20 protein-coding genes are annotated in these 20,174 nt (G+C 41.8%); 8 read left to right on the top strand and 12 right to left on the bottom strand.

Annotation, left to right across the window (positions count from 1 at the left end):
* The first annotated feature begins 63 nt into the window (after positions 1-63).
* The 4 genes from AB3N61_RS01560 to recG are packed head-to-tail and all read left to right on the top strand — an operon-like array spanning position 64 to position 4,237.
* Positions 64-1,062: a metallophosphoesterase family protein gene (locus tag AB3N61_RS01560; protein ID WP_020769800.1), complete on the top strand. Its 999-nt coding sequence runs from the start codon at positions 64-66 to the stop codon at positions 1,060-1,062.
* A 4-nt stretch (positions 1,063-1,066) separates the two neighbouring features.
* Positions 1,067-1,744, top strand: coding sequence for a hypothetical protein (locus tag AB3N61_RS01555; RefSeq protein WP_367898313.1), 678 nt, complete (start codon positions 1,067-1,069; stop codon positions 1,742-1,744).
* The gene (locus AB3N61_RS01550; protein WP_020769566.1) at positions 1,741-2,136 is read left to right on the top strand and encodes a hypothetical protein; all 396 of its coding nucleotides are present in this window, start codon (positions 1,741-1,743) and stop codon (positions 2,134-2,136) included. Before AB3N61_RS01555 ends, AB3N61_RS01550 begins: the two co-directional genes overlap by 4 nt.
* The gene (recG, locus tag AB3N61_RS01545; protein ID WP_020769638.1) at positions 2,117-4,237 is read left to right on the top strand and encodes an ATP-dependent DNA helicase RecG; all 2,121 of its coding nucleotides are present in this window, start codon (positions 2,117-2,119) and stop codon (positions 4,235-4,237) included. The genes AB3N61_RS01550 and recG overlap by 20 nt, the downstream gene beginning before the upstream one ends.
* 63 nt (positions 4,238-4,300) lie before the next feature.
* Here recG and AB3N61_RS01540 read toward each other — a convergent pair whose 3' ends face one another.
* Positions 4,301-4,639, bottom strand: coding sequence for a TIGR04452 family lipoprotein (locus AB3N61_RS01540; protein ID WP_036089647.1), 339 nt, complete (start codon positions 4,637-4,639; stop codon positions 4,301-4,303).
* A gap of 214 nt (positions 4,640-4,853) precedes the next feature.
* Here AB3N61_RS01540 and AB3N61_RS01535 point away from each other — a divergent pair, with 214 nt between their 5' ends.
* Complete coding sequence (locus AB3N61_RS01535; RefSeq protein ID WP_367898312.1) at positions 4,854-5,618, top strand: M15 family metallopeptidase; 765 nt, start codon at positions 4,854-4,856, stop codon at positions 5,616-5,618.
* 41 nt (positions 5,619-5,659) lie between these two features.
* On the opposite strand, the gene lpxA is transcribed toward AB3N61_RS01535, so the two are convergent.
* Positions 5,660-6,439 (bottom strand): acyl-ACP--UDP-N-acetylglucosamine O-acyltransferase, encoded by a 780-nt coding sequence (gene lpxA, locus AB3N61_RS01530; RefSeq protein ID WP_020769608.1) that lies wholly within the window; start codon positions 6,437-6,439, stop codon positions 5,660-5,662.
* Between the two features lie 153 nt (positions 6,440-6,592).
* Between lpxA and AB3N61_RS01525 the strand changes: the two genes are divergently transcribed.
* Positions 6,593-6,940, top strand: coding sequence for an Hpt domain-containing protein (locus AB3N61_RS01525; RefSeq protein ID WP_020769830.1), 348 nt, complete (start codon positions 6,593-6,595; stop codon positions 6,938-6,940).
* A 16-nt stretch (positions 6,941-6,956) separates the two neighbouring features.
* Here AB3N61_RS01525 and AB3N61_RS01520 read toward each other — a convergent pair whose 3' ends face one another.
* From AB3N61_RS01520 to zapE, 4 genes are all read right to left on the bottom strand, one after another.
* A complete protein-coding gene (locus AB3N61_RS01520) occupies positions 6,957-8,099 on the bottom strand; it encodes an N-acetylneuraminate synthase family protein (protein WP_367898311.1) in 1,143 nt (380 codons plus the stop codon).
* A gap of 102 nt (positions 8,100-8,201) precedes the next feature.
* On the bottom strand, positions 8,202-9,002 hold the full coding sequence (panB, locus tag AB3N61_RS01515; RefSeq protein WP_367898310.1) for a 3-methyl-2-oxobutanoate hydroxymethyltransferase: 801 nt from the start codon (positions 9,000-9,002) through the stop codon (positions 8,202-8,204).
* A gap of 1 nt (position 9,003) precedes the next feature.
* Positions 9,004-9,456, bottom strand: a complete 453-nt coding sequence (gene folK, locus AB3N61_RS01510) for a 2-amino-4-hydroxy-6-hydroxymethyldihydropteridine diphosphokinase (RefSeq protein ID WP_020769466.1) — start codon at positions 9,454-9,456, stop codon at positions 9,004-9,006.
* Complete coding sequence (zapE, locus tag AB3N61_RS01505; RefSeq protein WP_367898309.1) at positions 9,456-10,301, bottom strand: AFG1/ZapE family ATPase; 846 nt, start codon at positions 10,299-10,301, stop codon at positions 9,456-9,458. The genes folK and zapE overlap by 1 nt, the downstream gene beginning before the upstream one ends.
* A 352-nt stretch (positions 10,302-10,653) precedes the next feature.
* Here zapE and fcpA point away from each other — a divergent pair, with 352 nt between their 5' ends.
* Positions 10,654-11,565, top strand: coding sequence for a flagellar coiling protein FcpA (gene fcpA / locus AB3N61_RS01500; protein ID WP_008589523.1), 912 nt, complete (start codon positions 10,654-10,656; stop codon positions 11,563-11,565).
* An 80-nt stretch (positions 11,566-11,645) separates the two neighbouring features.
* Here fcpA and AB3N61_RS01495 read toward each other — a convergent pair whose 3' ends face one another.
* Positions 11,646-12,047 carry an LA_3696 family protein gene (locus tag AB3N61_RS01495; RefSeq protein ID WP_367898308.1) on the bottom strand — a complete coding sequence of 134 codons (402 nt, stop codon included), beginning with the start codon at positions 12,045-12,047 and terminating at the stop codon, positions 11,646-11,648.
* A 296-nt stretch (positions 12,048-12,343) separates the two neighbouring features.
* On the opposite strand from AB3N61_RS01495, the gene AB3N61_RS01490 reads away from it, so the two are divergent.
* Positions 12,344-13,921: a flavin-containing monooxygenase gene (locus AB3N61_RS01490; RefSeq protein ID WP_367898307.1), complete on the top strand. Its 1,578-nt coding sequence runs from the start codon at positions 12,344-12,346 to the stop codon at positions 13,919-13,921.
* Between the two features lies 1 nt (position 13,922).
* On the opposite strand, the gene AB3N61_RS01485 is transcribed toward AB3N61_RS01490, so the two are convergent.
* The 5 genes from AB3N61_RS01485 to AB3N61_RS01465 form a co-directional block, all read right to left on the bottom strand.
* Complete coding sequence (locus AB3N61_RS01485) at positions 13,923-14,705, bottom strand: TlyA family RNA methyltransferase (protein WP_367898306.1); 783 nt, start codon at positions 14,703-14,705, stop codon at positions 13,923-13,925.
* Positions 14,686-15,627: a polyprenyl synthetase family protein gene (locus AB3N61_RS01480; protein ID WP_367898305.1), complete on the bottom strand. Its 942-nt coding sequence runs from the start codon at positions 15,625-15,627 to the stop codon at positions 14,686-14,688. The genes AB3N61_RS01485 and AB3N61_RS01480 overlap by 20 nt, the downstream gene beginning before the upstream one ends.
* The gene (locus tag AB3N61_RS01475; RefSeq protein WP_367898304.1) at positions 15,624-16,652 is read right to left on the bottom strand and encodes a zinc-binding dehydrogenase; all 1,029 of its coding nucleotides are present in this window, start codon (positions 16,650-16,652) and stop codon (positions 15,624-15,626) included. Before AB3N61_RS01475 ends, AB3N61_RS01480 begins: the two co-directional genes overlap by 4 nt.
* Positions 16,653-16,731: 79 nt before the next feature.
* Positions 16,732-17,955: a hypothetical protein gene (locus tag AB3N61_RS01470; RefSeq protein WP_367898303.1), complete on the bottom strand. Its 1,224-nt coding sequence runs from the start codon at positions 17,953-17,955 to the stop codon at positions 16,732-16,734.
* A 99-nt stretch (positions 17,956-18,054) separates the two neighbouring features.
* Positions 18,055-20,079: a neutral/alkaline non-lysosomal ceramidase N-terminal domain-containing protein gene (locus tag AB3N61_RS01465; protein ID WP_367898302.1), complete on the bottom strand. Its 2,025-nt coding sequence runs from the start codon at positions 20,077-20,079 to the stop codon at positions 18,055-18,057.
* Positions 20,080-20,174: the final 95 nt, after the last annotated feature.

The following is a 20,174-nucleotide window of genomic DNA, read 5'->3' as shown; positions in this document are numbered from 1 at the left end:
AATCAGTATAGAAAGGGTCGAACGGCTTCAAGTCGTTTAACATAAAAATTAGGATAAGTCCAAATGAGGATCATTTACCTCACCGATATCCACGACGGACTCAGAGGATTGAAAGAAGTCCTACTAGGAACCGAATGCGACTTGTACCTATTCTCCGGCGATATCATCTATAAGGCCTTTTTTAATCCCGAACGTATTATAGAGTTCGTTACTCTCCAAGAGGATATGTATCGTATCATGGATGATATCAAAGAAGATATCAATCCTTACGATTATGCGACAAGAGCTGTACGTTTTCCGGAAAAATACCAGCCTAACGTGGTAGAAAAGTCCCAAGATTATAGAAGATTATTCCACCAAGCCGCTAAAACGATGAAAGAAAAATACGAACTCATCGAAATTATCATCCAAAAATATGCGAAAGCCCCCGTATGGCTACTACCGGGAAATTACGATATAGATCTTCAATATTCCGCGTTATACGAAAGAGACCTCCATAGAAAAACTTTCGATATGGGAGGATTAAAATTTGCAGGTTACGGCGGAGCCCCTGTGATCACTTCAGGTATCCCGGAAAAATTAGCCGTAAAATTCCACGAATACAATCGGAACGGAAAAAATTACAGTGAACCGGAGGACTTTTTTAAGGAAGAAAATCCGGATATAGTTGTGATCCATAATCCAGCGTACGGATTTTTAGATAAGATACCAAGCTTTGGACATGTAGGTTCTCAAGGGATCAGAAGATATTTAGACGATTATACACCTTCTTTAGTCGTCTCTGGCCATGTTCATGAAGACCAAGGAATCGTTAAAAAAGGAAAAACTGTGTTTTTGAATCCTTCTAATTTTGGACCAGTGGATTCGGTTTTCGGATTTCAACCCGGAGGCTTCTTCTCGGAAATAGAATTAGAAAAGGATCTTGTAAAAAAAGTAAAACTGAATAGACTATCGGATCACTCAATTCGCCAACTTATGGAGATCGATTGCTCGGGGGACAAATTGGAGCTTGTCCAGGCAAATAAAGACTCAGAAGTCCAGGCGGAAGATTTCATCCGATAGTTTTATGACTCTTCCGAAACTCAATTCAAACTCTAATATAGTTAAATTTATAGGTCTGAAAAAGTTTTTCAGATCTCATGAGACCGGTGTCTCCAGAGAGAGAATAGAAGATTTCAAAAAATTTAATAAACTTATCAACTTCGGAGGGGACGAAGTCGCATTCGACATCTTGGGTTCCTTAAATTTCGGTCAGGCCACCTCCGATTCCGATACGGACATAGTGATGTATACCAGATGTGAAGAAGGTAAAATGGGAGAATGTGGATTGGAAAATTGTTATAAAATTTCCCTATTCAAACATATGTTCCTGAACCTAGTCACCTTCGAACACAGTTCTCAGGCTTATAAACTGGAAATAGTAGATTGTATCAATCTGAACCAATTGGAAAAAGATATAAAAGATAAAAATGCCGAGTCCGCCTTTCTCATCCGCTTTTGTTTTTACAGATCCATTTGTAGAGGAGTGAATCGTAGACTTCTTCATAAATACGAAAACTTGATCTCGGAAAATCTTCCTCTTTGGGAAAAAATTTCCGAATCGTTAGAAGAATGTTTTGAAGGGATCATCAAATCCTCTCAACATACTTATTCCTTTCATAAATACACAGGAAGATTGGCCGATAAGGGAATTAAATTGCCCGGCTCTATGGCGGAGAAAATAAAGGATTATCTAAAACAATGATCACCTTTCTCACCTTAGTCGCTTGTTTAGCCGCCGCTGCGATCTTCTTCCATGTTCTCTATACAGTGGATACAAAACGTCTGGATAAAAAAGCATCTAGCCGGCCAAAAGACAATGACTACGGAAATCCCAGAAAAGTATACGGTGGGAATTGGGATCCGAATCTTCCCCGCCCTAGACTTTGTCCTGTATGCGGTCGGTTCTTGGATAAGAATGAATACTTATACGCGGTACTTTTCGAGCCCGCGACTCCGGGAGCAAAACGACAAGCGCGGATTTATGGTTGCCGTTATTGTTACCTAGGATTGGATGATTCGAGTTCGGCTCCAGAAGAAGCAGCACAAAATTCTCCTCAACCGAAACCAGTCCAGGATGAAGAACTCGGTCTCTGATAAAAAAAATTCCAACGTTTCCCTGAGCAGCTCCATCGGGGTCATTAGAGGTGTGGGTCCTAAAAAACAGGAGGTTTTGGAATCCGTAGGGATCAAAAGCATCCAAGATCTTTTGGGATGGTTTCCTCGCAGATACTTAGATAGGAACTTAACGGAAAACATTCTGCTTAAGCAGGGAGAATCGGTTACCTTAATTCTAGAAGTAATCGATTCTTATCTGGCTCATGGAAAAAAATCCAGACTAGTAGTTTCCGCAAAAACAAAAAACAACGAACCGATCAGTTTGGTTTTTTTCAGGGGGATCCAATTCTTCCGCAGGGTTTTTCAACCCGGGATTCTCGTAGCCGTAACCGGTAAACTGGAATATTTCAGAGGATTCCAACTATTACATCCTGACTATGAAGTTCTGTCTTATGGAGGGAATTCCGACATTTCGGAAGATGATCTTCCGGAAAGTATCCATACCGGCCGCATCATTCCACTTTATCCTACAACGGAGGCAATGAGGGATGAACATCTCAATTCCAGAGAGCTACGCAAACTCATTCATTTTGCATTAAAACTTTTAGAAGGTAGAATTCCGGAAATTCTTCCCGCACAAGCGGTCAAAAAAAGAAATCTGATGGATCGTGCCCAGGCTTATAATGAGATCCATTTTCCCACGGAAGACGAACAATTAGGAAGAGCAAGGACCAGATTCAAATACGAAGAATTATATTATTTTAATCTTCTGATAGAATACAAACGTTCCAGGAGAGCAAAAGTCCCCAGGCTTTTATGGCCTCTTCCGGAGTCCAAAACCGCAAATGATCTGATCAAAAATTTACCTTTCGAGCTGACCCCGGACCAGAAAGAAAGTTTGGCAAAAATTTCGGAATGGACTAAGTCGGATACTCCAGCCGCTATCCTATTGCAAGGAGACGTAGGTTCCGGAAAAACCTTGGTCGCTCTTCTTACCGCACTCAAATACACGGACAATCAGGTCCAGGTATGTATGGTTGCCCCTACCGAAATTTTAGCCCGACAACATTATCAAACTGTAATGAACTTTTTAGGAAATATGCCCTTCCTACGGATAGAACTTTTAGTGGGAAAAGAACCTAAAAAAACCAGAGCAGAAAAAATATTCAGGATCAAAACGGGAGAGTCCCTATTTATCATTGGAACACATAGTGTTTTCCAGGAAGATGTTACTTTCAAGGATCTCGGACTTGCGATCATAGACGAACAGCATAAGTTCGGAGTGGAACAAAGAGAAACATTAAGAGCCAAGGGAAAAAATCCGGACATTCTTGCGATGACCGCAACCCCGATCCCAAGGACACTTTGTCTCACTCTATACGGAGACTTGGAATTAGTAACCCTAAAAAATCGCCCTGCAGGCAGAATTCCAATTAAAACATTATGGTTCACGGAAAGTAAAAGATCCGGAGTTTATAAATCCATCCAAAAGTATGTCTCCCAAGGAAGACAATGTTACATTGTTTATCCGCTTGTGGAGGAATCCGAAAAATCGGATCTAAAATCCTGTATAGAAGCTTATGAAACATTAAGAAAAGATGTTTTTCCTGAATTCAAAGTGGGACTTCTCCACGGAAAAATGGAAACCTCCGAAAAAGATCGGATCATGAAATTATTCCAACAAAACGAGATCCAGATCTTAGTCAGCACCACAGTGATAGAAGTAGGTGTAGATGTTCCGAATGCCTCCGTGATGGTCATTGAACATTCTGATAGATTTGGGATCTCTCAATTACATCAGCTAAGAGGTCGAGTAGGCAGGGGAAAACACGAGAGTTTTTGTATCTTAATTTCGGACTCCAAAATTACGGAAGAGGCAAGATATAGGATCCAAGCCTTGGTTGATTCCGATGACGGTTTCTTCCTCTCCGAGGCCGACTTAAAATTGAGAGGACCCGGAGAATTACTCGGGGTTAGACAAAGCGGTTTGCCGGACTTTAAGATCGCGGACTTAAGAGAAGATCGGCAATGGATTGAGATTTCCGGAGAAGATGCGAAACAATTCGGGAATTTAGGAGATTTGGAAAAATCGGAAATTGTTTCTAGGTTTTCGGAAGGGGCTTTATTATTTTCGAATTGAAAGAAATGTTTCCCGGCCGGCCGAGATTTCAACCGACCAAAAAACAAGTCTCATTCTTAAGAATTAATAAATAAACGGAATGATTATCGGCCTAGGATTCAAATCGCAGGTAAATCCTCCCAGATCCACAGTCAGCAAGTTGATGATCAACGCTTCGTTCGCACAATCGTCCACATCCGCTTTGTTATAGTATTTATCTTCTTCTACTTTTGCTAATTGAGGAGCAAGAATAGAAAGAACCTCGAAACCGGTAACTGCGGATCCAATAACAGCACTTGTCAGAATTATACTTTTTGCTTCTGTTCCGTCCACGGTGTCCGGATAGGACAGACCGATTGTATCGAATAAAATACAATTAAACGTTAAGAACAGGGGCAGAAGAAGAGTGATGATTTTTTTCATCCAGGGTTCTCCCAATTTGTTTTTTACAAAAAATTTCCAATTAGAGCTTAACTTCAACCGAATTTCCTAGGTAATGCAATACAAATTTCCGGATTTCAAAGCCTTTGCTTGTCATAAGGCCCCGGAAATTTCTGTAGTAGCATTTGTGTCTTAAACAAATCAAGAGTACTAGAAAATCCCTTTTCCCCAATTCGCCGGAGAAGAATATGGAATTATGCCGTTCCTATTCCGATGTTTAGTACTTGTTCTGGTTTTTGGTAGCTTCTGCTTAGTTGCCCAAACGACAGACGAAACCTACCAAGGTGTATCTGAAACTTCTTACCTGATTGGAGATTTTCCAAAAGAAAAAGCTCTCGTATCCTTCACGAATCCCGGCGATCCCAGGCAGTTCTTTCTCCGAAAGGAAACCAAAGCTGCATTTTTAAAATTAAAGGAAGAATATAAAAAGGACTACCCTCAAGAAAGACAAGAGCCGTTCCTAATTTCCGCGCATAGATCTTTTTCGGAACAAAAATCCATCTGGGAAGATAAGTATTCCGGAAAGAAGAAGATGAGGGAACCCGTAAAAGACAAAACTCCTTCTCAAATCATCTCCTTAATTTTAGAGTTTTCCAGTGCACCCGGCACTTCCAGACATCACTGGGGGACGGACATCGATATCAATGCCTTGGAAAACTCCTATTTTGAAAAAGGGGGAAGAGGAGAAACATTTTATATCTGGATGAAGAAGAATGCTCATAGGTTCGGATTCTGCCAGCCGTATTCCCCTAAATCAGAAAGAGGTGGAAAAGGGTATAATGAAGAGAAATGGCATTGGTCGTATGCTCCGCTCTCGAATAAATTCCAAAGAGCCTGGGTTGAAGCTTATAAAAAAGGAAAATTAAATTTTAGAGGAAAATTCCAGGGATCAGACTTTTTGGGAGATCTTCCCCTGGAATATGTAACCTCCATCAATCCTGACTGCGCCAAGATAGATTGAGTAAAACCGCATGTTGGAATTCCAACACGCGGAATATTCGATTATCTGTGGTTCATGACCCCACGATCACTGTCCCTAAAGAACTTAATGATCTGAAGAACTTCAGGCGGATGACCTGATTCCTTCTCCAATTGATCCAAAGCAGTTCTATAATTCATACCTGAATGATAGATTACTTTGTAAGCATTCTTGATCGCAGATCTAGTCTCCGGAGAGAATCCGCCTCTTTTTAATCCTACAGTATTTAAACCGATGATCGTACACGGGTTTCCATCAGCGGTAGCAAAAGGAGGAACATCTTGAACCACTTTGGAACAACCTGCGATCATCGCATAGTCACCCACAAAACAAAATTGGTGAACTGCTACTAAACCCGAGATGAAGGCCTTATTGCCTACTGTAACATGTCCTGCCAAAACAAGACCATGGGTAAGAATATTATCATCCCCTAAAATACAATCATGGCCTACGTGAGCGTTTCCCATCACATAGTTCCTATTTCCGATAATTGTGGGAGAATCCACTTTGGTTCCCCTGTGAATATTGGAATATTCCTTAAAAGTATTATTATCACCTATGATCGTTTTACTCGGAGTGTTAGGATCAAAACCTAGATCCTGAGGACCCACTCCGATCACGGCTCCATGGTGGACTTTGTTGAATTTACCTAATTTAGTACCTGCGAAAATTCGGGCTCCGGTCTCGATCACGGTTCCTTCGCCGATTACCACATCCTTTTCTATAATTGTATATGCACCGACTTCGACGGATTCGTGTAGTTCCGCTTTCGAATCAACGATGGCTGTTGGGTGAATTTTCATTAAGTTTCGCCTCTTAAATCTTCCATAATACGAAAATCGACGTGGATTTTTTATTCAAGCTATAAATAATTGGGGTCGGTAAAGGGTCTATGGCTCCGTCGAATTTTGGGAACCGTATACAATTGCCAAACGCGGTTCGGGAAGGAGAATTCTATGTTAGTGGATTGGTCTCGTCTAGATTCCCTAAAACAAGGCGACGATGAAGATGATATTATTTGGCTGGAAGAAATGGTACGTTCCTTACGTAAGAACATGAACAGCCGTTTAGAGAATATCAAAAGTTTCACTGACGAAAAGAAAAGCGTAGAACTCCAAGCAGAATTACACCAAACAAAAGGAGTGGCGGCAAATTTTGGACTCGCTGGAGTTCAGAAAACCGTTACTGAGGCTGAACAAAAATTGAAGGAAGGAAACTTCGAAGCTTGTTTGGCTCTTTGTCAGGAACTTCCGAGCCTTTGGGAGCAAACCAAAAAAGAATTAGCTCCCAAATTTCCGGAATAAGCCCGAAAACTCGGACTTATTTTTTTCCCTTACGTTCCAAAAAATAAGAATCAACCTTATCCGTGAGAGGTTTGATTTTTTCCTCATAGGTTAAAATAGCTTCTACCGTTTTTTCATATAAAGTCATAAGAAGCGCTTGCGCCGCATCGCACATCTGTTCCTTACGAAACTCTTCTTCATGTAACGTTTCCGTAATGGATCCGTCCGGATTGAACGGAAGAGAAGCAAGTAAATTGGAAACCACAATCTTATCGTCCCCCGCAACATGGCTTGGATCGAAAATCACAGGTAGAATTGTTTGGTTCTTAGCGTGAGTGATCACATTCAGATCCGGAGTGTTACGACAATACCCTTCCTTGATGAAAAGGGTTTTCACTCCTCTTTCACAAAGAACAATATTCAAATTTCCTTGATTAGCGATATATTCCGCTGCAGAAAACCATTCGATAGCTTCATTGCCGAAACCTCTTTTTAAGATCACCGGTTTGCCTGTGCGACCTACCGCTTCTAAAAGTTCGAAGTCTTGCGCGTTCCTTGTTCCGATCTGGATCATGTCCGCATGTTTAGAAACTTCTTCCGCCATGGTATGGTCCATAACTTCCGTTACGTAAGGAAGTCCGGTTTCTTCTTTTACTCTATCGAGTAATTTGATACCGTCCCAACCCATTCCTCTCCAATCAGTCGGACGAGTCCTAGGCTTGAATGCTCCACCTCTAAAGATGATACGATCTAAAATTCCGAATTTTTTACCGATCTCCACCGCTTGTTTCGCGATAGTAACAGTCTGCTCGTAAGTCTGAGGAGAATCCGGACCGACGATAAAGATATGTTTTCCTGTTCCGAACTTACGGACTAATCCGTCTTTTCCGTGAACTTCTACAATTCGATTTTCGCGGTGAACCACTTCTCCGTTTTTACCGGCAGCCGTGCGGGCGATATTTTTATAAGGCAATGATACGTTCCAAATTCTAGTCACACCAGGAAGTTCTTTTACATAACCTTCCTTGTCGGAAATCTTACGGGTATCCCCGATAAAATGAATGGTATCGGATACGACCGCTCCGCGAATGATCTCGGTGGCGTTCCCACATTCGGAGGCCAAAGCCTTAATTTTTGCTTCGGTTTCCGGATATCCCTTCTCCAGTTCGACTATGTCCACGTATCTTCCGTCCTATCTTTGTTCGATTTTGCAATCGGGATTGATTCTCTCTCCAGCCTTTACTTCACACATGGAACGTCAAGAAATCCGCAGAGAAAAGAGTTAATGAGAATGTTCCGGCCCGGGAAAACTTCCATTTCTCACTTCCTGAATATAACTTTTGACTGCGCTCGAGACATCGTCGTATCCATTCAGGAAAGTTTTTAGGAACTTAGGCTTAAAGCCTTTATTCAATCCAAGAAAATCGTAAATTACCAGCACCTGCCCGTCGGTTGCGGCTCCTGCTCCTATCCCGATCGTAGGAATCGGGACCGATTCGGAAATTTCTTTGGCAAGGGCAGAAGGGATTAGCTCGAAAACAATGGAGAATGCCCCCGCGTCCGAGATACCTTTTGCTTCGCTTATCAATCTTGCCTTATCTTCTTCCGCTTTTCCTTGGATCTTATGCCCACCGAAAACGTTCACGGATTGCGGAGTAAGGCCTATATGTCCCATAACTGGGATGCCGATCCTTTCCAATTTATAGATCAGTTCCAAAATCTCGGGCCCACCACCCTCGAATTTTACGGCGTCGCATCCGCTTTCTTTCATTACCTTGCCAGCGGAGCGGATCCCTTCTTCCAAAGAGACTTGATAGCTTAAGAAGGGAAGGTCTACGACTACGAATGTGTTCGGGGCTCCTCTTCTGACTGCTTTTGCATGATAGATCATTTCGTCCAAGGTAACCGGCAAGGTGGTCGGTTGGCCTTGGTAAACAACACCCAGAGTGTCCCCTACTAAAAGACAATCCACACCCGATTCTTCCAAAATACGAGCGAACATAAAATCGTAGCAGGTTAATACTGTAATCTTTTTCTCCACGGGTTTTGGTCCCATTGGAAATAATTTGCTAACATCTCTCATGTCATCCCTCCGAAGGATTCCCGAAAGCTTGGATCAGGGAACCTTCTCCGAGTTCATTTAAAAGTTCTAATATAAAAGGACGAGTAAACAGACTATGATGGGGAAGATGTAATCCTTTCTCATGGATTTTCATATCATCGATGGATAGAATATCTAAATCTATGACACGAGGACCTTTATCTCTCGAACGGACCCTTCCCATTTCTTTTTCAATGCCGAGTAAAAAATCCAAAAGTTCTCTGGGAGATAGATGGGTGGAGATCTGTATTAACTGATTTAAAAAATCAGGTTGATCTACCACTTCAAGCGCTTCCGTGTTTAAAGGAGTTCCTTTTTTCAGGATCCGTATTTCAGGATGGGCACCGATCTTTTGGATCGCATCCGAAAGATATAATTCACGATCTCCTAAATTGGTTCCCAAACAAAGAAATGCGATATGATTATTTTTATCCATCAATGAGTCCCGAAAGCATTATGACTTAGACGATAATCCGGACAATCCAAATGGATTTGTTTTGCCATCTCCATGAGTCTGGAAAAAATCCTTCCTTCCGCTTTGTCCTTCCAATCGGTTGGAGGAATATTCGAAGTGAGAATAGTTACCTTCTCCTCCTCGTATCTTGCATCTATTAGATCGTATAACTGAGAATTTGCCCAATCGGATTCCTTATTTGCTCCGAAGTCGTCTAAAACCAAAACTTCCACATCGGTGAATTGTTTCTTAATGGTTTGCTCCATTCCATGGAGTTCACTTTCTTTTTGATAACTGTCCCGGATTGTGGAAAGAAAGTCACGATTGATCTTTGCATATTTACATTCCAAACCGTAACGAAGAATGAGTTCGTTCAAAATGGCACAGGCTAATAATGTTTTTCCGGAACCGGTTCCACCCCAAAGATAAAGACCTTGTTGGGCTCTTTCTCTTTCTTTCCACTTTACTACGATATCATTTGCCCAGTCATGAGCCGCCAAGAAAGAAAGTTCGGTGGTGTCCATCCGATCCAGGGTTCTGTATTTATATCTCGCAGGAATCCCCGCCTTCTTTACCAAATACTCTACTTTGCCCAGTTCCATTCTAGCGTTATGACAGACGCAAGGTAGCATCCTATTTTGGCTTTCGTCATAGACCATATAGGGAGCCTTGCCGCCGCAAGGGCAGGATTCTCCCACACAGGAACAAAGTAGCAGGACTCCGGAGCTGGAATTCTTTACATTCTCTTCCAAAAGGAATCCGACTCCCGCGCAGAATTTACAACTGGGAGAACCTTCTCGGATCGGGGTTAAATTCTTTAAATTCATGGTCTAGATCCAGACTGAAAGAAAGGGAAGTAATAGAAAGAAAGAAATCTAAGACCATATCATTTCCTAGGAATTCCTAAAAATCTGCTGACAAGTTCTGCTTTAAGCTAGATCCTGGAGGAGTACTTTGAACGGATTTAGGGTACAAAATTAGCGAAAAAGGATAGAATTTCGCTAATGGATATTGTAAAAAGATTCTCGTTTATGTCCCTTGTATAGGAAAAATGGGAAATTTTTTCTAATCCAGGTTTATATCTAAAGGTCCCTGACCGATAGTTAAACAGAAGAAAAGGACTTTGCCGTCCTTTTTCTAAATCCTATCTTTGAAAGAGAAGGCACAGGTGTGAGCACTATGAAGGTGATGAAGACTATATTCGTTCTTCTGGCCGTGGTCGGACTCAACCTCTCCTTGTTCGCACAGAACCAAGGGGGGCAGGATACTACAGATGCTAAAGCGGCAGCTGATAAGATCGACGAACTGCTGAAAGGTGAGCTCGTTCCGGAAGACGACGACAAAAATCTAACGGAAGAAGCTAAGAAACGTAAAAAAGAAATCCAGGAGCAGGAAGCGATCTGGAAGAACCCTGACTTCAAAGGTTACGACAAGAACTTCCAAGAACTCCATCAGCTTTCTAAGGCTTTCGCGAACAACAAGTTCCGCCTGGCCCTGACTAGCTATCAATCCGGAGTGAATACCGTCCTCAAGATGAGGGAAGCTGTTGAGCAGTACCGTAAAGAGGAAGCGGAGAAGAAACGTCTAGACGAAAAATGGTATTGGCAAAAGGTCGACCGTAAAGCTCGCGAAGATCGTGTCGTTTCCCGCCAAAAGTTGGAAGCAAAACAACAAGCATTGAATTATTTCACCAAGGCAATCAACCATTTGGATGAGATCAAGAACCCGGATTTACGTGAACGTGCCGAGTTCAAAAGACTTCTTTCCGATGTATACAGATCTTGGATTGTTACTGAATACGATCTACAAAACTTACCTCAGTGTATTCCTATATTGGAACTTTACATCGAGGTGAATGAAAACGAGAAAGAATACCCAGCTCACAAGTATCTTGCAAGCTGCTACGCTTTCGAGGAAAACATGATCAAGAAATACGGTGGAGCAAGCGAAGACCAGATGTTCAAATTCCGTCACAAGAAAAACATCCACCTTCTCCGCGCTACCGAGCTGAAATATGGAAAGGATTCTCCGGAATACAAACACATCGTTGCTTTGATCAACAAAGACGAAGTGATTTCGGTTCGCCCATAATCCTATCTTTTCATTTCAATGTAGGAAAAAACCCCGGCTTTGAAACCCGGGGTTTTTTTATTTCAAAATGAATTCTAAAATTATTGAAAGATCAGTTTTGCTAAACCCAGGTAGATAGGAAGCACGGAGGTAATGATCACCGCAACCATCCATCTCGTTTGAGAAGCGATTGATTTATGAATATTTGCGATCTCTTTATATACTTCTTTGAATTGTTCTTGGATGCCCGCAAAACCCGCGTGCATTTCTGCTCTAAGTTCTGAAATAGCAATCCATAATTTGCCGGTTTCTTCCTTTAATTCTAAACGAAGCTTGCCGGTCTCTTCCATTAGTCTTCTTTCAAATCTTTCTGAAACGAATTCTTCCATAAACTTTTTTCCTCCCGAATTAGCTTGATTTAAAAGACTGACAAGAGCCTCTGCACCTTCCTCGCCTAAACTGTTCCTAAGTGCTTTGGGAACTAATAGTATTGGTTCAGTCATAATCTATTCATCCTGTAGTTGATTTTCAAGCGCATTGCTTTAGAAGAACCGGTTAGAGAGAGGAAAAGTGGTTCGCACTTTTTGTAAGATTGAAAGGTTCTATGCCGGAATATTGATTCCAAAAGAAAACTGAGAATACAATCAGAATGAAATTCCTTACTGATTCCGGAATTTATTAACATTTCCCAGTATCAAATTCTAAGATCGGACGATCCTTTCCAAAAAAACGAGTATCCTATATTTCCAACAAAACACCGGAGAAACTCCGGAAACATTGTTTAGAGGAGAGAAGAAGAATGGTAGCTCAGACGTTAGAAAGACCGAGCCTCAATCAGAACTCCCAAGCGGAAAAGGTATATGATGTAGTCATCATTGGGACCGGATTCGCGGGACTTTGTATGGGAATCCGTTTGAAACAAGCCGGAATAGAATCGTTTGTTATTTTGGAGAAAGGAAATGGGATCGGAGGAACCTGGAGAGACAATACCTATCCGGGAGCTGCTTGCGATGTTCAGTCCCATTTATATTCCTTTTCTTTTGCTCCCAAATCGGATTGGTCCCGACTTTTCGGCCCCCAAGAAGAAATCCTAAACTACATGAACGAATGCACGGATCGATTTGGAATTCGCCCTTTCATCCGCACAAATTCGGAAGTGAGTGGCGCTTTTTTCGATGAAAAGGCAGGCCTTTGGGAAATTAACACTGCAAGTGGGAAATCCTATAAAGCAAAATCAGTGGTAAGTGGCACAGGTGGTTTAAGTAGACCCGTTCTTCCGAATATCAAAGGAATCAATACGTTTCAAGGAACGAAATTTCACTCCGCCCAATGGGATCATAGCTATAATCTCCAAGGGAAGAAGGTAGCGGTGATCGGAACTGGAGCAAGTGCAATCCAGATCGTTCCTGCTATCGCACCTATTGTAGGAACATTAAAACTTTTCCAAAGAACTCCAGCTTGGATTATCCCAAAACCGGACAGCAATATCTCCGGTTCCGTAAAAGGGATCTTCAAATTTATTCCCCCGTTAAGATGGTTGTTTAGAAAAGCGATCTATTGGATAAACGAAATAGGAGTATTGGCATTTGCAATCAATCCTAAGCTGATGAAAATTTTCGAGAAATTCGCTAAAAGTTTTATCAATAAAAGTATTCATAACGAAGAACTTAAGAAAAAGCTAACTCCGAATTATACGATCGGGTGTAAACGTATCCTCCTTTCCAACGACTATTACCCTGCGTTGAACAGAGAGAATGTGGAATTAATTACCGAAGGTATAGAAGAAATCACCGCTTCCGGAGTAAGAACAAAGGACGGGGTAGAACATAAGGTAGATGCCATCGTTTTTGCCACCGGTTTCCAAGCGGCAGAAGCGGTTTCCCCTTTTAAGATCAGAGGGAGAGACGGAAAACTTTTAGCGGATGTTTGGGAAGACGGTGCGGAAGCATACTTAGGAACCACAGTGTCCGGTTTTCCGAATCTATTCATGATCGTTGGCCCGAATACCGGTTTAGGACATAGTTCGATGATCCTGATGATAGAATCCCAAGTGCAATATGCTTTACAAGGAATTCGTTATCTACTTAATAAAAACATAAAGTTTATAGATGTTCGTAAAGACGTTCAGGATCGATATAATGCGGAGATCCAAAAACGCCTAAGTAAATCCGTTTGGTTGACCGGGGGATGTGTAAGCTGGTACAATACTAGCTCGGGTAGAAACACCACTCTTTGGCCAGGATTCACTTTCGAATTTAAAGCCAGGACATTCTTCCTTCGTCCTAACGATTACGAATTCGTTCGTGCGGACGGAAAAGCAAAAAAACCGGGGATAGGCTCCAGAGTCTCCATGGTTCTAGACGCGACCTTCGGTTAAGCTAAAGGGTCCAGTATACCAAGATTTCCCGGTTACCATCTCTCCCGGTAATCGGGGAATCTTCTAAACCTATTCTTTTACCTTTAATTTCATTCTTCAGAAACTGCAAAAAAGAACGGATCGTTTTCCAACGTATCCAAGGATCTCTTAAGACTCCTTTCTCCAAATTTCTGGACTCTGTTTCGAATTGAGGTTTAAATAGACTGACTATATTCCAACGAACGTTAGGATTTTTAGTTTTGAGCTCGGTAAGAACGGGAAGAACAGTACGAAGAGAAATAAAACTTAAGTCCATAACGAGAAAGATCTCGTCCGGAAACTTTTTCTCCGTTTTTTCCGCCCACAAAGAAGACAATAATTCCCAACTAGTATCTCTGATATGAAATCGATCTCGAACGGAAACCTTCGGGTTCATTGCGATCTTGGAAGCCATCTGTCCGTAGCCCACATCGAAAGCGAATACTAAGTCAGCACCTTCTTCCAAAAGGACTTGAGTGAATCCTCCGGTAGAAGCTCCCCAATCTATACAGAGTTTCCCCTGAACGGAAATATTCCATTTTTTGAATGCAGCTTTGAGTTTATAGGCTCCCCGACTCACATATTTCGGGATGATCTCTCTGATCCGGATCTCAACGGATTCTTCGAATAAAGTGCCTACCTTATCGGACATTCTATCGTTCACGAGCACGGAACCGGATAAGATCAGACTTCTGGCCTTGGAAATATCCTCAGCCAAACCCTTTTTTAAGAGCAGATCATCTAGCCTAATTTTTTCTTTTGCCAATGTTAGAAGGTAAGGATTGAAAGAATTCAGGAAATTCGGAAGTTTCGTTTTTAGAGGAAGAAGAATCCAGATCGGTCCCTAATTCTTCCAACTCTGAAACCAGATCGGAAACCATCCGTTTACAAGTTTCCATTCCATACAAAGAAGGATAGGTGATCTTTCCGGATTTTCCGTCCTTGCCGGGAGTTTTTCCCAAATCCTCTTTTGTTCCTTCAATATCCAAAATATCATCCGTGATCTGAAATAATAATCCTAACTTTGTACCGTATTCGGAGATGGTTACTTCTCTTTCTTTATAGTCTTCTCGCAGACGATTTCCCATCAAAAAGGAAGCCTGGATCAATGCTCCGGTTTTCAATCGATGAGTTTTAGAAAGAAGCTCTTCTTTTGTCCCAATTAAAGAAGAAGGATTTCTTTCTAATAGTAGATCATACATTTGTCCGGAGACCATTCCGGCGGCCCCGGCGCCTTTTGCCAAAGTTCCGACCAAATCTTTATGCAAATTTTTATCGGAAGAAACGATTCGGGTCAGCCAATCAAACGCATACGCCTGCAATGCATCTCCTGCAAGGATTGCCGTAGCTTCCGAAAATTGTTTATGAAGGGAAGGTTTTCCTCTTCTAAAATCATCGTCGTCCATACTAGGAAGATCATCATGGATCAAACTATAGGTATGGACAAATTCTAAGGCAGCTCCAATCGAAAGAGAATCCTGATCTATCCTCCCAAAAGAAGCAAATGCAAGAATAGGTCTTAATCTTTTTCCCCCGGCTCTCAGGCTATATTCCATTGCAGCCGCAAGTTCAGGAGCGGATTCTTTTTTAAAAAGGGGATATACTTCGTCTTCTAAATAATTTTCGAAACGATCCTTGGAACGTTGTAGTAGTAAAGAAAGTTCGTTTGTTTCCGTTCGGTTTGTCATTTTCCGGATTCGACAGTAATCACCACTTTACCAGTAGTATTTCCAGTTTGGAAATGCCGGACTGCTTCCGGAAGGTCCACAAAAGGATATACGGAACCGATATGAGGTGGTTCCAAATTTAATTTTAAAAGAGCTTTAAGATGAACGGTTAGTTCGTCGATTTTTTCGTACAACCAGATTAGGTTGAATCCCATCACAGCCTTATTGTCGGATACGATTTCTAAAGTGTCCACTTTAGGTCTGGTCAAATATCTCCAAGCCAAAGTCAGCCAATTCACCTTATCTCCTTGGCTCATAAAAGAAGCGGAGCCGTAAACCACTATCCGACCCATAGGAGAAAGAGCATCGTAACTCGCCTTGAAAATTTTGCCGCCAATACATTCTAACACCAGATGTAATTCCCTTCCACCAAGTGCAGTTTTTAGCTCTTCCGGAAAGCGAGAAGATCGAATGATCCAAGCATCATAACCTTCTTTCTCCAATAGAGAAATTTTAGAATGGTTTCCAACAGAACCCAAAGTCCAAGCTCCGAATTTTTTAGCGATACGGTTGGCGTAGATCCCTACTCCTCCTGCTGCGCTATGGATCAAAACATTCTGTCCTTTTCTGAGATCTCCTAAGGGAAGAAGAGCATAATATGCGGTAAGTCCTTGGACTAAAAACCCTGCCCCTTGCTCAAAACTCCATTTGGGTGGAAGTGGAAAAATATATCTGGAATCAATATTTATATAATCCGCGTATGCTCCGAATCGGGTCACTCCCATGACCTTATCGTTCTTCTTGAAATTTTTGACTTTCTTACCGACAGCTACTACCTTACCGGAATATTCCAAACCCGGAATAAAAGAACCTTTTGGTGTCGCACTATACAATCCTTGAATCGCGAAAATATCGGCAAAATTCAAACCAATCGCACGGATCTCTACTGTGACTTCATTGTCCCCAGGAGGTGGAAGTTCCTCTTCTCTTCTTTCCAAAGAATCTAAGGAACCTTTGGTATCGACTCGATAAACGGAGCGAATCATGAGGGCATTCTGCTCTTTTAATTCCTATCCTAAAAGGAAAAAACGGATCTGAACGGAGGAAAATTCCCTTCTACTTTAATCAAAAATAAACCGCCCGAAGGTCCAGGCCACCGTGGGTAATATGAACTGTTTGTAATTTGGAATGAATTCCTTTCAAAAAAGAGGACCAGGTCTCTTCATCAGGACAAAGAATAAAACCGGAAATTTCTCCCGGAAGTTCCCACCAAACTTTTAGAGTCTCCGCAATACGTCTGTACAATCCCAGATCGGAACCTTTTTGTATTCTCAAACCGTAAGGTGGATTAAGAGGCATCCAGATCTTTTCGGGTCTTCCTGCGGATTCCCAGACTTCTCTTGGAGATAAGGAAAAGAAGTCCCCTTCTATCCCAATAAATCGATTTTCCGGATTTAACGGAAATTGTTTTATAAATTTCTGATATTCTTCTTTTCGATCGTTTAGATAGGAAAAAATTTCGGGCTCGGAATCATTGTACCAAAATATGTGTTTTTTACTTCCTTCTTCCGGACCGATCTTACGTTTCAAAAATTCCCAACTAGGTGAGGGGAATTCCCTCATCTCTTGGAACATATAGTCTCGATCCAAATGAGGGAAACCTAATTTAAAAAGTAAAGAAGCGGATTCCCAGATAAATGTTCCCGAACCGGCAAAAGGTACCAAAACAGCATCCGGCTCCGGCATCTGCCTTTTTAACAAATGTAAAAGAAAGGCGGCAGTATCTTCCCTGACCGGCGCTGATTTGGATAAAGGTTTAAAATTTCCTCTTTGGAAAATAGGAGCGCCAGCTAAACTTAAAGAAAGTATAATACTATCTCCCAGAGCAAGCGCGTTTAGTTCGGTGTTCTTCGGATTTGGATCTCCGAATTCAGGATACGACTCTTCCCAAAAAGAACGTAGTTCTTCTCTGGAGATTTCTTTTCTTCCCCGCACTTGCGGATGGAAGTTTATTCCCCAACCTTCCGGTAAAATTTCATTTTCTCTCAAAGTTTCAATCAAACCGGAGAAGGTAAATTTTTCATCTAAAGTGAATTTGCCCAGGTTCAAACGAAAATCCCGGATCCAGGGAATTCTCACTAATACTTCCAACGCTTGACGAAAATTCGTTTTTTCTAATACGAACTTCTCCGGAAAGACCTTAAACTCGGGAGTATGATTTCTAGGAAGAAATGGATCGGAAACAATTTGAGAAAGCAAAGTTTCCGTTTCTCTAGCAGAACCGGGAGGAATTAGAAATTCCCATCGGAGAGGTTTGCCCGATTTAAACTTGGAAATTTTCCAATCCATAGAGATATCCTTTTAAAATCGATTCTCCGGGAAAGGGAAAAAGTTGAGAGAGGAAAACTTTGCGCAAGATCAAATCCTCACGCAAAGTCAAAAATTTGATCAGAATTCCGGAGAAACGAACTTGGCCTGGCCTGCACGAGGATGGATTACAAATCTATATTTTCGTTTTGCATTTTGTTCCGGGTTGTACCAACGAACTTGGTAAACTGCCATTCCTTTGCCGGAATTGGAAGTTTTCCTGATTTCTATATCCACTCCCTTATCGTCTACGGGTTCTCCATCCTGAATTAATTCTTTCCAATCGGAAGCACCTTCTTTGTATTCAATAGAAATTAAGGATTCATGTAAGGAAATTTCAGAACTACCCACATCTTTATAACGGAAGACCCAATGTTTTTCCAGATTTTCTTCCGCTAAGATCAGCTCGGGAGAATCCACCAATTCCCTTACTCCTTCCGATTTTTCAGTTTCAGGATAACGATCGGAGCGATCCAATTCGTAATTCCAAGAAGCAGGAAAAGATTCTTTTCCTCCTGCTGCAGGAAGATTTTTGGTCAAGTCTGCAAGATGTGCCTGTAAGAACGGTTGAGTGCCTGGACCATACAGAGTATGACCACCTTCATAATGTTGGCGGGTGTATTCTTCGGCAGTAGTTACATAACCGAAATATCCGTTTGCACAACTGATCACGGATGCGTTTTTGATCGGTTGAGAACTGGATTTTAATGCCTCATCCACAAATCTTTTGCCGGATTCTTTAGTAACTTCGAAAGGAACAGGAAGAAGAAGTGTATCCGCAATTTTCACGGACTGCAAAAGGAGTTTATGAGGGAATTTGGATTTAGGTAAAACGATGGGTTGCAGATATTTGAAACCTACGATCCTTTTATGACCTTGGCAGCCGCCAGTCAAAAACCAACGAGGCCAACCTTCCGCAAAGAATGGCAACCAGTTCAGCACCGGTGTAAGTCCGTCTTCTGCTCCACCCGTTAATGCGGTTCCCACATAAGGACGATCACAAATTTCAGCGTCTCCTATCTTTTGGTTTTCGTATAGATCTACTTCTCTTGTATTAAAGGAAAGATTCACATCCGTACTTAAAGAATTTTGCAAGGAATCGAAAAGTTTGGCCGCTTCTTCTCCGATTGCTTCTCCTATTCTTCGGGATTCTATAAAACCTTGCATGTCTTCGCGATAATCGGGAGAGTTGTCCCCATGCGTGGAATTGTTCAGAGCATGGATCGGATCCCAGCTTGGTTTAAAATCTTTACGTATCTTCTTTTCTAAAATCCGAGTTGGGTAAGCAAACACATCTGCGTTTGCAACATCGTTGGAATCCGGAACTGTGGTCCCATGTACGGAGAATGTGGAGAATGCCCCGAGAGGTTTATATCTTCCGTCTTTGTCTTGTGCATCGATACGGATCATTACTAGATCGGGATTGATTGCTTGGTATTGGATCTCGGGTTTTAATTCCTCGAATCCTGAATTTTTATTAGCGCGGTAGGCATCCAAGGATCTGTTTCTGGTCAGTCCCCAAATAGCTGTTTTTCCGGATGCGATCTTAGCCGGCTTTGCGGACTTGTAAGCTTCTTCTACCCCACTCGTCAAACGATCCAGTACGAACTCGGTCCAACCCTTATCGAATCCAGGTTTATTTGAAGCGAATTCGTTGTAAAAATTATTATCGTAAAAGTTAGCTGGAGCGGAATGAGTATGTGTTCCGGCAAATACGATTCCACCAAAGGAAATATCCGTTTTTGATGCCAAACGTTCCGCTAACAAGTGATGGATCAAAAGAGATCCGGAAAGAAGATCGCTTTGGATCAATACAACAGGTTCATTTGCATCTTTTCTAATATAGAAAATCCTAGCATAAAGACGGGTGCGGAAACCTTTTTCGGTCTCGGCCATTTTGGAATAACCTGCCAAAGGTAAACCGGGAGGAGGAGTTAAGTCCACCTTGGAAATTCCCGCAACCAGTCCTCTGGTTTTGGAGATTACTTCCGGCTTTTTATATGCGATCTTATATTCGGCAACGGTTCCGCAAGAAATAACGGAATAGATTAGAAGGATCGAAATTAGGTAGGGTTGGATTTTCTTCACAATTTGATTCGGGTTCATTCCCCCTCCGGGAATTCTGTATAAATTTTAGCCTCTACTTGCTATCAGAAGGGTACGTTCTTAGCAAGAATTTTCGGATATGAGTATGATATCGA

The sequence above is a fragment of the Leptospira sp. WS58.C1 genome (assembly GCF_040833995.1).
GTDB lineage: Bacteria > Spirochaetota > Leptospiria > Leptospirales > Leptospiraceae > Leptospira_B > Leptospira_B cinconiae.
Note: the sequence above shows the minus strand (reverse complement) of the source record. Positions and strands in the feature narration are given on the sequence as shown.

Excerpts from the sequence above, each read along its gene's own strand:
- AB3N61_RS01555 (WP_367898313.1), top strand. The coding sequence starts at position 1,067 with ATGACTCTTCCGAAACTCAATTCAAACTCTAATATAGTTAAATTTATA.
- fcpA (WP_008589523.1), top strand. The coding sequence starts at position 10,654 with ATGAAGGTGATGAAGACTATATTCGTTCTTCTGGCCGTGGTCGGACTC.
- AB3N61_RS01475 (WP_367898304.1), bottom strand. The coding sequence starts at position 16,652 with ATGATTCGCTCCGTTTATCGAGTCGATACCAAAGGTTCCTTAGATTCT.
- AB3N61_RS01525 (WP_020769830.1), top strand. The coding sequence starts at position 6,593 with ATGTTAGTGGATTGGTCTCGTCTAGATTCCCTAAAACAAGGCGACGAT.
- AB3N61_RS01540 (WP_036089647.1), bottom strand. The coding sequence starts at position 4,639 with ATGAAAAAAATCATCACTCTTCTTCTGCCCCTGTTCTTAACGTTTAAT.
- AB3N61_RS01535 (WP_367898312.1), top strand. The coding sequence starts at position 4,854 with ATGCCGTTCCTATTCCGATGTTTAGTACTTGTTCTGGTTTTTGGTAGC.
- AB3N61_RS01560 (WP_020769800.1), top strand. The coding sequence starts at position 64 with ATGAGGATCATTTACCTCACCGATATCCACGACGGACTCAGAGGATTG.
- AB3N61_RS01470 (WP_367898303.1), bottom strand. The coding sequence starts at position 17,955 with ATGGATTGGAAAATTTCCAAGTTTAAATCGGGCAAACCTCTCCGATGG.
- AB3N61_RS01490 (WP_367898307.1), top strand. The coding sequence starts at position 12,344 with ATGGTAGCTCAGACGTTAGAAAGACCGAGCCTCAATCAGAACTCCCAA.
- AB3N61_RS01465 (WP_367898302.1), bottom strand. The coding sequence starts at position 20,079 with ATGAACCCGAATCAAATTGTGAAGAAAATCCAACCCTACCTAATTTCG.
- AB3N61_RS01550 (WP_020769566.1), top strand. The coding sequence starts at position 1,741 with ATGATCACCTTTCTCACCTTAGTCGCTTGTTTAGCCGCCGCTGCGATC.
- lpxA (WP_020769608.1), bottom strand. The coding sequence starts at position 6,439 with ATGAAAATTCACCCAACAGCCATCGTTGATTCGAAAGCGGAACTACAC.
- recG (WP_020769638.1), top strand. The coding sequence starts at position 2,117 with ATGAAGAACTCGGTCTCTGATAAAAAAAATTCCAACGTTTCCCTGAGC.
- AB3N61_RS01480 (WP_367898305.1), bottom strand. The coding sequence starts at position 15,627 with ATGACAAACCGAACGGAAACAAACGAACTTTCTTTACTACTACAACGT.
- zapE (WP_367898309.1), bottom strand. The coding sequence starts at position 10,301 with ATGAATTTAAAGAATTTAACCCCGATCCGAGAAGGTTCTCCCAGTTGT.
- AB3N61_RS01495 (WP_367898308.1), bottom strand. The coding sequence starts at position 12,047 with ATGACTGAACCAATACTATTAGTTCCCAAAGCACTTAGGAACAGTTTA.
- panB (WP_367898310.1), bottom strand. The coding sequence starts at position 9,002 with ATGAGAGATGTTAGCAAATTATTTCCAATGGGACCAAAACCCGTGGAG.
- folK (WP_020769466.1), bottom strand. The coding sequence starts at position 9,456 with ATGGATAAAAATAATCATATCGCATTTCTTTGTTTGGGAACCAATTTA.